Below are 12673 nucleotides of genomic sequence, written 5' to 3'. Positions count from 1 at the left end.
TTTTTGAAATTCTTATTTAGTACATTTTTTACCTCTTGACTTGGGGCAAGTAAGTAATCCTTCTCTTTGTTATTCTAATTATTCTGCGTTGTCTAAAAATTCTTTGATTTTATCAACGTATCGATCAAAAAATGATCTTCTTATTTTGGTTTCAGTAGATTCTGATGCCGCCTTTTTGGTTCTAACTTCTCTAGGCTCTTCTTCAAAAGCTTCTACTTTCTCAACGTAATTTTCTTCTACTTCGTATCGCTGCACTTGCGGAGTTGGTACTGTTCTATAAACCACTTTTGGCTGTTCGTTCACCAATTCCATTCTCACAGCACTCTGCGAGTTGTTTTCGATACTGTTCATTACCAAACCAACGGCTGTTGCGAACAAAGGACTTGAAATTTCTTCACTAGAATTTCCAGCCAAATGTTCGTTCGGGTACCCTATTCTGGTATCCATTCCTGTAATGTATTCTACCAATTGTTTAATATGCTGCAATTGCGCGCCTCCGCCTGTTAAAACAATTCCTGCAATTAGTTTTTTACGAGGATCTTCATGTCCGTAAGCTTTAATCTCAGCAAAAACCTGCTCTACAATTTCCACTACTCTTGCATGGATAATTTTTGATAAGTTTTTTAATGAAATCTCTTTTGGTTCTCTTCCTCTTAATCCAGGAATAGAAACAATCTCGTTGTCTTTATTTTCTCCCGGCCAAGCAGATCCAAATTTTACTTTTAAAAGCTCAGCTTGTTTTTCGATAATCGAACAGCCTTCTTTAATATCGTCTGTAATCACATTACCGCCAAACGGAATTACCGCTGTGTGACGGATAATGCCATCTTTAAAAATCGCCAAATCTGTTGTACCGCCACCTATATCGATAAGCGCAACACCAGCTTCTTTTTCTTCTTGGCTAAGAACAGCATCTGCCGAAGCCAATGGTTCTAATGTTAGTCCAGACAATTCAATTCCTGAACTCTGAATACATCTGCCCACGTTTCTAATAGAAGAAGCCTGACCAACGACAACGTGAAAACTAGATTCTAATCTTCCGCCGTACATTCCGATTGGTTCTTTTATTTCAGACTGCCCGTCGATTTTAAATTCTTGCGGCAGCACGTGAATAATTTCTTCACCAGGAAGCATTGCCAGTTTATTGACCTGATCAATTAATTGTTGAATATCATTTTCACCGATTACCTCTTCAGGATTATTTCTGCTGATGTAATCTGTATGCTGAATACTTCTGATGTGCTGTCCGGCAATACCCACAACCACATCCTTGATTTTGTATCCTGAATTATTTTCTGCTTCGATTATCGCCTGCTGAATCGATTGAATCGTCTGCGTAATGTTGTTTACAACTCCTCTGGCAACACCCAAACTTTTGGATTTACCAATGCCCAAAATCTCTAACTTACCATATTCATTTTTCTTGCCAATCATGGCAACGATTTTGGTTGTTCCAATATCTAGACCTACTGCAATATTATCTTTTTCCATTTTCTATTATTTAGTGCAAACTACTTGTTCCGTAAACCTAAGGTCAATTTTTTTGTATTTGTATAACGAACTGTCTAAAACTGCTTTTTGAAAAAACGCTTTATAGTTTCTAAATTTCTTGTCAACATTCATGGTTCTGCCAAAATCTATGAAGTAATCAAAGTTTCGGTTAAACATTTTTAGGCTGCCATTGGGCATAATTTGTATAGCAATGATGTTTTTTTTCAAAAACGCATCGTCATAAATTGTGCGAAATAAAGCAGCTAAATCTTCGTTATTTTTTTCATTAATTGCCCCTGAAACAAGAGGAACTCGCGCAGTGAAATTGTCTGACAAAGGCATTTTATTTCCCTCGTAGTCAATATAAAAAGAAGCGGCGCCATCATAAACTCTTGCTATGGGCGTTTTCTGTTTTACTACTGCTTTTAGAACTCCGTCGATACTTACAAAAACATCCGACTTCTCAATCATGTCTTGCGAATCGAGGGTTTTCTCTATCTTATTCAAATCTACTTCATCTTTTCTAATACTGGAAGCGTCGCGTTTATTTTCTATTAACAATTTATTAACCGACTCAGGCTTTACAAAAAGAGAATTTTCTCCTACAAAAACCACCATCGATTTCTTTAATTTTCGATCGCCGTTTCGGTGTTGTGCGAATGAATATAAAAAAAGCGCTGCTCCCAAAATGAGTACCAAACGTATATTTGCCCAATTAAATATTTTCATTTAAAATCTTTTTAATTGACGGAACCATTTCTCCTAAATCACCAGCTCCTATTGTCACAATTATTGGCGCATCACTGGCTTTAATCTGCCCCAATAAATCACTTTTTGCAACAATTTTTTTATTCGAATTTGTCATTTTACCTAACAGCCATTCTGAAGTTATTCCTTCCATCGGAAGTTCTCTTGCAGGATAAATATCCATTAGAAAAACTTCGTCAAACTGAGACAAACTCGCAGCGAATCCGTCTGCAAAATCTCTAGTTCTGCTGAATAAATGCGGCTGAAAAACTGCTAATACTTTTCTGCCTGGATAAAGCTCTCTAACCGCCTGATGAACAGCATTTATTTCTGTCGGATGATGCGCATAATCGTCAATATAAACTAAATTTTCAGTTTTAATTTGATATGAAAAACGTCTTCTGATTCCGTTGAACGAAGCAAGAGCTTTTGCAATAGCATCGGTCGGAGTGCCATACGTTTTCGCCATACCAATAGCCATTAACGCATTCATTAAATTGTGTCTGCCAGGCAGTCCAAAACGCAGGTCTTTTATAATTTCTGACGGCGTCTGTACATCAAAAACATAACTGCTGTCTTCTATTCTAACATTAAATGCTTTATAAGCTGCATCTTCATTTACAGCACATTTTATTCCGTCTAACGGCAGTTCATTTGCAATGAAGAGTTTATTTCTATCTTCTACTTTCGAAGCAAATTCTCTAAAAGATTCTTCAATTGCGTCGCTTGTTCCGTAAATATCCAAATGATCTGCATCCATAGAAGTCACACAAGCAATATCTGGACGTAAATGCAAGAACGATCTGTCAAATTCATCTGCTTCTACAACGGTTACCGTTTTTCCGCTTCCAATTAAATTAGAATTATAATTTTCGACAATGCCCCCAATAAAAGCTGTTACGTCTGCCCCGCTTTGAAACAAAATATGCCCCAAAATACTTGACGTTGTGGTTTTTCCATGCGTTCCCGCTACTGCAAAACAAAAAGTATCTTTACTTATAATTCCCAATACTTCCGCACGCTTTTTAACTTCGTAATGTCTTTCAATAAAGTAATTCCATTCTGAATGTGTTTTTGGAACAGCAGGAGTAAAAATCACTAATGTATTTTCTACGTAGTACTCTTTTGGAATTAAATTGATATCGTCTTCAAAATGAATATCAATACCGCTTTCAATCAATTCATTGGTCAGCATAGACGGCGTTTTATCGTAACCAGAAACCTGTTTCCCGATAAATTTGAAATAACGTGCCAGAGCACTCATTCCAATGCCTCCAATACCAATAAAATAAACGTTCTGTATTTGATTTAAATTCATTTTTTAATGCTGTTTTTTCAGACTTTCTACTCTTTCAATTTTCATAAGAAACTAATTACTAAACTCTTAGAACTCAAAGCCGTTTTTCAGTCTAAATTGCCTAAAATAAGTTTCTGCTTTATTTTTCGTGTTGTATAATTTTCTTTAAAAGTTACATTATAACAACTTTTTAATTTCTGCTACAATCTGCTTTGTTGCATCTGGGCGAGCCAGTTTTTTGATATTTTCACTCAATTGTTTTTGCTTTCCCTGATCTTTCAGCAACGCTTCAAAAACAATGCTAAACTGACTGTCTAATTCAGATTCTTTCAACAAAACCGCACCTTTAGCCTCTACAATGGCCTGAGCGTTTTTGGTCTGATGATCTTCAGCAACATTCGGAGACGGAATAAATATTACTGGTTTACCCACAATACATAATTCTGAAACCGATGAAGCTCCTGCACGTGAAATAATTAAATCCGACGCTGCATACACAAAATCCATTCTTTCAATAAAATCAACCACTTTTACATTGGGCTGATTGTATTTTTTATAATCTTCAAAATATAGTTTTCCGCACTGCCAGATAATTTGAACATCCTGCGAAAGAAAATTTTGCAATTCTTTTTCAATTAACTGATTGATTCTTCTTGCTCCTAAACTCCCGCCTAAAACCAACAATGTTTTTTTGTTAGGGTCTAAATCGTAAAAAGCGACTGCTTCATCACGTTTGCTTTCAATATCAATTAAATCCTGACGAACCGGATTTCCTGTTAAAACAATTTTTTCTTTTGGAAAAAACCGTTCCAAATTCTCATAAGCCACACAAATCGCATTGGCTTTTTTACTCAACAATTTGTTGGTAATTCCCGGAAAAGAATTTTGTTCCTGAACCACGGTCGGAATTCCAGCCAGACCTGCCGCCTGTAACAAAGGGCCGCTGGCAAATCCTCCTGTCCCAATAACCACATTGGGTTTAAATTGCTTCACAATGCTGCGTGATTTACTTAAACTGTTTAAGTATTTCAAAGGAAGCATCATATTATCTAACGTTATCTTTCTTTGCAGACCTGCAATCCAAAGACCTTTAATTTCATAACCTGCCTGAGGCACTTTTTGCATTTCCATTTTATCTTTGGCACCTACAAAAAGAAATTCTGCATCAGGAAATTGTAATTTTAATTCGTTAGCAATCGCAATTGCAGGATAGATATGTCCTCCTGTTCCGCCGCCGCTAAGTATGAATTTATAATTTTTCATTTTTCTAAAAATTACAATGTTTAATTTTTTATTTATTTAAAACCGCATGCATCGGATTTTTTGAATTGTCTTCGATAGAATACATTGCTTCCCCTTCGTAGATTTCCTCTCTTTCATCAGCAGGTAAATCTTCTTCTGCCAGTTCTTTATCAATTAATCGCTGCAATGCTTCTTTGCGTTTTTCTTTCTCTTGTTTCTCTTCTGCGATTTCTTCTTCTTTTCTCGTTACACTAATAATGATTCCCAGCGAAAAACAAGTCATCCAGATCGAACTACCTCCAGAACTTATCAGCGGAAGCGTCTGCCCTGTTACCGGCAATAATTCTACTGCAACTGCCATATTAATCATGGCCTGAAATATCATTGGAAACCCCAGCGCTACTACCACTAATTTCCCAAAAAGGGTATTGGCTTTATGTGACGCAATCACAAATCGAAATAGAAGCAGTAAATACAAAATCACGATCGATACTCCTCCTAATAAACCATATTCTTCTACAATGATGGCGTAAATAAAATCGGAAGATGATTGTGGCAAAAAGTTCTTTTGAACGCTTTTTCCTGGTCCTAATCCTCCAAATTGTCCAGATGCAATCGCAATTTTTGCTTTTTCAATCTGATAATCGTCTTCATCTGGTTTGTCTGTGGTAAAGTTTGCAATACGACTTTCCCATGTTGACACCCTGCTGAAGAATCTGGAATCTGGAAATGCTTTGGCCACTAAAAGGAAAAACGCTAACATCGCAATTCCAGAACCTATAATGAACCCAATATATTTTAATGGATATTTACCAATAAATGTCAGCATCATAACCATTGCAAAAATCAATGCCGTGGTCGAAAAGTTGGCTGGCAAAATCAAAATCAATGTGATAAAAACCGGAATCCAAAGCTGTATAAATGAGGTTTGAAACGGTTCGTTTTCTTCTTTCTTTTTAGACAAATATCTTGCTACATAAATAAACAAAACGCTTGCCGCTAAAGTTGAAGTCTGAAACGTGATCCCGATAAACGGAACCTGAATCCAACGACTTGCGTTTGCACCAGCAATCACTGTACCTTTCAATAGTGTGTACAACAACAAAAGCCAGACTATTGGAAGCGCAATCTTCGAAATCGCTCTAAAATAATGATACGGTACTTTGTGAACCCAGTAAATAATCAAAAATCCGATACAGATGTGCGCCAAATGTTTGACCAAATATCCCAGTGTATTTCCCGTTCCATGCCCGATATAAGCCAAATTACTACTCGCACTAAAAACAGGCATAAACGAAAACAGCGCTAATAAAGCCACGAATGACCATATTACTCTATCTCCTTTTAATTTGTTTACTAATTCCTTCATGTTTTTAGTTTCAGGTTTCTTTGTTTCAGGTTTCAGGTTCCCACATAACGTGAAACTTGAAACTTGAAACTATTTTTACAAGTTATGTACCGCTTGCTTAAATTGCTTTCCTCTGTCTTCGTAGCTTTCGAATAAATCGAAACTTGCGCAAGCCGGAGACAACAAAACAGTATCGCCTTTTTCTGTTAATCTTTGAGCTGTTTTTACAGCATCGTTCATATTGTTTACTTCAACCATAATGTCCACAACGTTTCCGAAAGCATCAATTATTTTTCTGTTATCAACGCCCAGACAGATAATTGCTTTTACTTTTTCGCGCACTAAAGACATTAATTCGTTGTAATCATTTCCTTTATCAACACCTCCTACGATCCAGACAGTTGGAGCATTCATACTGTCTAAAGCGAAGAAAGTTGCGTTTACATTTGTCGCTTTTGAATCGTTGATGTATTGTACATTTTGTATTTTTAATACTTTTTCTAAACGGTGTTCAACACCTTGGAAATTAGATAAACTTTCGCGGATTGTTGCATTTCTAATCTGCATCAATTTTGCTACCGAGCTTGCTGCCATTGCGTTCTTCATATTATGTTTTCCTTCTAACGCAATGTGTTCTGTATCCATTGTAAACTCTTCTTGGTTGATCTTTATTTCCATTTTGTTGTTATTTATAGAAGCTCCTTCGTCAAATCTTTTCGTTAATGAAAAAGGAATTAATTTTGCTTTTGTTGTGTTGTTTTTTAACCATTCTACACTCGCTTCATCGTCTGCATCATAAATCAGATAATCGCTTTCGGTCTGGTTCATTGTGATCCTAAATTTCGAATCAATATAATTTTCATACTTATATTCATATCGATCTAAATGATCTGGACTTATATTGGTTATTATCGCAATATCCGGCCGGTATTCTATTATTCCATCGAGCTGAAAACTGCTTAATTCAAGAACGTAGGCATCGTATTTGTTTTCGGCCACCTGCCAGGCAAAACTCTTTCCGATGTTGCCTCCCAAACCAACATTTAATCCTGCCGATTTTAGCAGGTGATGGGTCAGCATTGTTGTCGTTGTCTTACCATTGCTCCCGGTAATTCCAATTGTTAATGCCTCTGTATAAGGTTTTGCAAATTCAATTTCAGAAATTATTTTTATTCCTTTTGCCAAAAGTTTTTTTACTATCGGCGACTTTTCTGGAATTCCCGGGCTTTTCATTACAACATCAGCATTCAATATTAAATCTTCTGTGTGCTGCTCTTCTTCCCAAGCAATTTTATTAATGATAAGAACTTCTTTATAACTCTCTTTTATCTTTCCGAAATCAGAAACAAAAACATCAAATCCTTTCTTCTTTCCGAGGATCGCAGTTCCAACACCGCTTTCTCCTCCACCAAGTACTACAAGCCTCATCTATCTTAATTTTAAAGTAATAATTGACAAAATGGCCAGCATTACAGCAACAATCCAGAAACGGGTTACGATTTTACTTTCGTGATACCCTTTTTTCTGATAATGATGATGCAAGGGTGACATTAGAAAAATTCTTCGTCCTTCTCCAAAACGTTTCTTGGTATATTTAAAATAACTTACCTGTATAATTACCGAAGCACTTTCGGCTAAGAAAATTCCACAGAACAATACAATTAATATTTCTTTTCGAACTGCAATTGCTAAAACTGCAATGATTCCGCCAATGGTCAAACTTCCCGTGTCTCCCATAAATACAGACGCCGGATAAGAATTGTACCATAAAAACCCAATCAAAGCACCCACGAAAGCAGAGATAAAAACCGTCATTTCTCCCGAATTTGGGATGTACATTATATTGAGATAATTTGAAAATATAATATTCCCTGAAACAAACGTAAATATCCCGAGCGCGAGGACAGATATTGCAGAGGTTCCTGCTGCAAGACCATCAATTCCATCGGTTAGATTGGCTCCATTTGAAACTGCTGTGATGATAAAAATTACAACCGGAATAAAAATCAGCCAAGCCCATTTTTCATATCCGTCTCCCATAAAAGACAATATTTCTGCATAATCAAACTCGTTGTTTTTTACAAACGGAATTGTAGTTGCTGTTGACTTTTCCTCAATCGGAGCAGGTAAAATTACTGTTGTATTGGCAGCGGCTTTAAAAACATCTGTACGACCTGTATCTGTTCTTACTGTAACCGCAGGATTAAAATAAAGAACTGCACCCACCACAATACCTAAACCAACTTGTCCAAAAACTTTAAAAATACCTTTTAGACCTTGTTTGTCTTTTTTGAATATTTTGATGTAATCGTCAACAAAACCAATTGTTCCCATCCACAAAGTGGTAACAATAAGCAAAACGATATAAATATTATGCAGACGAGCAAAAAGCAGCACAGGCAGTAATGTTGCGAAGATGATGATTAAACCACCCATTGTTGGTGTACCCGCTTTTTCATTTTGACCTGCAAGACCAAGCTCACGTACTGTTTCACCTACTTGCTGACGACGCAGAAAGTTGATTACTCTTTTACCGTAAATTGTTGACAAAAGCAGCGAAAGCATAAATGCCAAAGCCGATCTAAATGTGATGTACTGGAAAACTCCTGTCCCCGGAAGATCTAATGTCTTGTCAAAATATTCAAATAAATAGTACAGCATATATTTTTATTTTTTAAATTCTAATTTGAAATTCCAAATTCCAATTTTTCTTGTGGTATTTGAACTTAAAAATTTTTTGTTACTTGTTTAGTTGCTCTAAAATTTCTTTTACCGTTTCCATATCATCAAAATGATGACGAACTCCTTTTATTTCCTGATAGGTTTCGTGTCCTTTTCCTGCAATCAGGATAATATCTTTAGCTTCTGCTAACTGACAAGCAGTTTTAATCGCTTGCTTCCTATCGGTAATTCGAAGCATTTTTTTATAATTCTGAGGTTCCACTCCCTGCTCCATTTCATCCAAAATCACTTCTGGGTCTTCGTTTCTAGGATTATCAGATGTTAAAATTGCTTTCGTACTCAGGTCCGAAGCAATCTTGGCCATTATCGGACGTTTTGTTTTATCGCGATTACCACCGCAGCCGACAACTGTAATCAATTGTTCGTTTTTGGTGCGAATGTCGTTTATGGTTTTCAAAACATTTTCTAAAGCATCTGGTGTGTGTGCATAATCCACAATCGCCGTAATGTTTGCATCAGAAACAATATATTGAAAACGACCCGAAACACTTTCTAAATCAGACAGTAAGCGCAACGCTTCAAGACTGTCAATTCCAAGCTCTACAGCCGTACCATAGATTGCTAAAACATTGTAAGCATTAAAAGTTCCGATTAGTTTTACCCAAACTTCATTGTCATTAATTTTTAACAATAATCCAGACAATTGGCTTTCTAAAATCTGTGCTCTGTAATCTGCATAAGATTTTAAAGCATAAGTCAGTTTTTTAGCTGCTGTATTCTGCAGCATAACTGGTCCATTTTTATCGTCTATATTGGTTAAAACAAAAGCGGTTTTTGGCAGTGAATCAAAAAATGATTTTTTAACGTCTCTGTATTCCGCAAAAGTTGGATGATAATCTAAATGATCGTGCGAAAGATTTGTAAAAATTCCGCCAACAAAGTGCAATGCTTCGGTACGTTTTTGATGAATTCCGTGCGAGCTTACTTCCATAAAACAATGTGTAACTCCAGACTCAATCATTTCATTTAAATAATAATTGATGGTAAGAGAATCTGGTGTTGTATGCGTTGCAGGATATTCTGTATCATTAACCATGATTTTTACCGTTGACAGCAAACCAACTTCAAAACCTGCTTTTTGAAACATCTGAAACAATAAAGATGCAATTGTTGTTTTTCCGTTTGTACCTGTGACACCAACTAATTTTAATTTTTCAGAAGGATTTCCGAAATAATTAGCTGCCATAAAAGCCAATGCTTTATTGGTATCTTGTACTTTTACATACGTAATGTTTTCCTTTAAATCTTGAGGAAGCGTATCGCATATAATTGCAGAAGCACCCAATTCTATTGCTTTCTCGATATAATCGTGACCATCTGAAAGCGTTCCTCGAATAGCTACAAAAACATCATTCTGTTCAATTTTTCTTGAATCAAAATCAATTTTATGAATAGCGATATCTGTCGAACCTTTTACAGATTCAATTGATGCTTTATATAATATGTCTTTTAATACTTTCACGATAATTCTAATACAATTGTTGTGTTTTTGCTAATACTGGTTCCCGCTTGAATCGATTGATTTTTCACTTTCCCCATTCCATTTACTCTTACTTTCAAACCTAAATTTTCCAGTAAAGCAATCGCGTCCATTCCCGGCATTCCTTTCAAATTCGGAATCTGATTTGTTTTTCTATTTGCCTCAGCAGTATATTTGTTATAACTGTAATCCTGTTTTGGAATTACAGCATCTAATTTTTTAATTTTATTGGTTGAAGGCGCATCGGTAAAAATCTTTTGTGCGATTCTTTTAAAAACCGGCCCGGCAACGTCTGCTCCGTAATAGTTATTCTTAGAGGTATTAGGCTTATGCACCACTACTATACAGGAATATTTAGGATGTTCTGCTGGAAAATACCCTACGAAAGAAGACGCATAATACAAATCTGATTTTCCTTTTACTCCTCCATAATTCATTTGAGCAGTTCCTGTTTTTCCTGCCATCGAAAAATCTTTTGAATACAACTTAGAACCTGTTCCTTTTTTAACCACATTTAATAAAACAGCTCTTATTTTTTTTAGCGTTTCAGGCGAACAAACCTTCGGATTGATTACCTCGGTATCAAACTTTTTAATCGTTTTATTCCATTCTTTAATTTCCGATACAAATTGCGGCTTTACCATCACACCATTATTGGCAACTGAATTGTAAAAAGCCAAAGTCTGCATTGGTGTAAGCGAAACATTGTAACCAAAAGCCATCCAAGGCAGTGTCGTTCCCGACCAGTGTTTGTCTCCAGGTTTTGGGATATAAGGTCTTCCTTCTCCTTTAAAATGCAATCCTAATGTTTTATCTAATCCCCAACTTTTGATATGATTTACAAATTTTGACGGGTTGCTCTTGTAATTATCATAAACTGCCTGAACCATTACGGTGTTTGACGAAAGTTCGAATCCGCGTGCCAAAGACACTTTTCCGTAACCTCCATTGTGCGAGTCCCTAACGCTGCGTCCGTAATATTTTACCACTCCGCCGTGACTGTCGTAAACCGTACTGGTATCTGCTACTTTATCTTCCAGAATTGCCATTAAATCAACCAATTTAAAAGTCGAACCTGGCTCGTGAGATTCAGCAATAGCGTAATTTGTTGTTTCGTAATACGATCCGTCTTCTGCTCTTCCTAAATTAGAAATTGCTTTTACGTAACCCGTTTCTGTTTCCATTACCACTACACAACCGTGGTCTGCTTCGTAATCCTGCAGTTGCTTTAACAAAGCGTGATGTGCAATATCCTGAATAAATACATCTATAGTCGAAATCACATCAAAGCCATCAATAGGATCTACTTCGTTTACATCACGAATAGGTTTCCACTGTCCTTTTGCAATTTTTTGTTTTAGAATTTTACCATCTTTTCCATTCAAATAGCTTTTAAAAGCCCATTCGATTCCTTTTCCTACTTCTACTCCAGTTTCTGGATCAATACGGTCATAACCAATGGTTCTTTCCGCAATTTTCCCGATCGGGTGTTTTCTAACGGTTTCCTGTTCTACAATAATACCGCCTTTAAAAGCGCCTAATTTGAATAACGGAAAGCCTTTAATCTTTACATATTCAGTATAACTCAGATTACGAGCAATCAAATAATAACGATTTTTATTGGCTCTCGCTTTTCTTAATTCTTTTTCATAATACCCAGAAGGTCTGTCTAAAACAGTTTCTAGAGAATCTGATAATTGTTTTACATATTTCTCGAATGTCTCCAATTTTGGAGCTTTGGCATCAAATCGAATCTCATAATTCGGGATTGATGTAGCCAGCAAACTTCCGTCAGCAGAATAAATATTTCCTTTGTTTGCAGGAATTACAAAGTTTCTAACGGTACGCTGTTTTGCTAGTTTTCTGTAATAATCTCCCTGCACCCATTGAATATTGGTTAATTTAACAACAATAGCAATTGCCATCACAAAGATGAAAACTGCTACGAGGTAAATTCTGTAGGATATATGTTTATCTTCTACTGCCATATTCTTTTAAAGAAACTTTTTTCTTCTGCTTTTTTAACTTCTATTTTTATTGGAGGAACCGTTGACGGAAAAATTTGTTTTTCTAACATTTTATCCGAGATTGTCGATTCCATTTTTAGCTTCATCAATTCAGAACGTCGGTCTACAAATTCAGATCGCAGCTCTTTTACATCATTGTTTAATTTTGCAATTTCAAAAACCTTTTGTTCGTATCGCTGTGTATTTGCAATCATCAAAATGGCCAGCAGAATTATAAAAACAATGAAGCGCCAGTTTTTTACTGCATCTTCATGAATCAGAAATCTTGCTTTTAATATGCTGAATACGCCGCCTTTCAT

General features: G+C 36.1%; 10 protein-coding genes. All 10 read right to left on the bottom strand.

Going from position 1 to position 12673, the window contains the following annotated elements; all coding sequences use genetic code 11:
• Positions 1-78: 78 nt before the first annotated feature.
• Positions 79-1491 carry a cell division protein FtsA gene (gene ftsA, locus C4F50_RS11950; RefSeq protein WP_194138885.1) on the bottom strand — a complete coding sequence of 471 codons (1413 nt, stop codon included), beginning with the start codon at positions 1489-1491 and terminating at the stop codon, positions 79-81.
• 6 nt (positions 1492-1497) lie between these two features.
• A complete protein-coding gene (locus C4F50_RS11945; RefSeq protein ID WP_194138884.1) occupies positions 1498-2220 on the bottom strand; it encodes a cell division protein FtsQ/DivIB in 723 nt (240 codons plus the stop codon).
• On the bottom strand, positions 2207-3556 hold the full coding sequence (gene murC / locus C4F50_RS11940) for a UDP-N-acetylmuramate--L-alanine ligase (RefSeq protein WP_194138883.1): 1350 nt from the start codon (positions 3554-3556) through the stop codon (positions 2207-2209). Before murC ends, C4F50_RS11945 begins: the two co-directional genes overlap by 14 nt.
• Positions 3557-3712: 156 nt before the next feature.
• Positions 3713-4798, bottom strand: coding sequence for an undecaprenyldiphospho-muramoylpentapeptide beta-N-acetylglucosaminyltransferase (murG, locus tag C4F50_RS11935; protein ID WP_194138882.1), 1086 nt, complete (start codon positions 4796-4798; stop codon positions 3713-3715).
• A gap of 28 nt (positions 4799-4826) precedes the next feature.
• Complete coding sequence (locus C4F50_RS11930; RefSeq protein ID WP_194138881.1) at positions 4827-6146, bottom strand: FtsW/RodA/SpoVE family cell cycle protein; 1320 nt, start codon at positions 6144-6146, stop codon at positions 4827-4829.
• A gap of 75 nt (positions 6147-6221) precedes the next feature.
• Complete coding sequence (murD, locus tag C4F50_RS11925) at positions 6222-7553, bottom strand: UDP-N-acetylmuramoyl-L-alanine--D-glutamate ligase (RefSeq protein ID WP_194138880.1); 1332 nt, start codon at positions 7551-7553, stop codon at positions 6222-6224.
• Positions 7554-8786, bottom strand: coding sequence for a phospho-N-acetylmuramoyl-pentapeptide-transferase (gene mraY, locus C4F50_RS11920; protein ID WP_194138879.1), 1233 nt, complete (start codon positions 8784-8786; stop codon positions 7554-7556).
• 79 nt (positions 8787-8865) lie between these two features.
• Complete coding sequence (locus C4F50_RS11915; protein ID WP_194138878.1) at positions 8866-10329, bottom strand: UDP-N-acetylmuramoyl-L-alanyl-D-glutamate--2,6-diaminopimelate ligase; 1464 nt, start codon at positions 10327-10329, stop codon at positions 8866-8868.
• Positions 10326-12335 carry a penicillin-binding protein gene (locus C4F50_RS11910; RefSeq protein ID WP_194138877.1) on the bottom strand — a complete coding sequence of 670 codons (2010 nt, stop codon included), beginning with the start codon at positions 12333-12335 and terminating at the stop codon, positions 10326-10328. Before C4F50_RS11910 ends, C4F50_RS11915 begins: the two co-directional genes overlap by 4 nt.
• The gene (locus C4F50_RS11905) at positions 12326-12673 is read right to left on the bottom strand and encodes an FtsL-like putative cell division protein (protein WP_194138876.1); all 348 of its coding nucleotides are present in this window, start codon (positions 12671-12673) and stop codon (positions 12326-12328) included. Before C4F50_RS11905 ends, C4F50_RS11910 begins: the two co-directional genes overlap by 10 nt.

Source organism: Flavobacterium hungaricum (assembly GCF_015182285.1).
GTDB lineage: Bacteria > Bacteroidota > Bacteroidia > Flavobacteriales > Flavobacteriaceae > Flavobacterium > Flavobacterium hungaricum.
The sequence above is the reverse complement of the archived record's forward strand: the minus strand, read 5'-3'. Positions and strand labels throughout refer to the sequence as shown.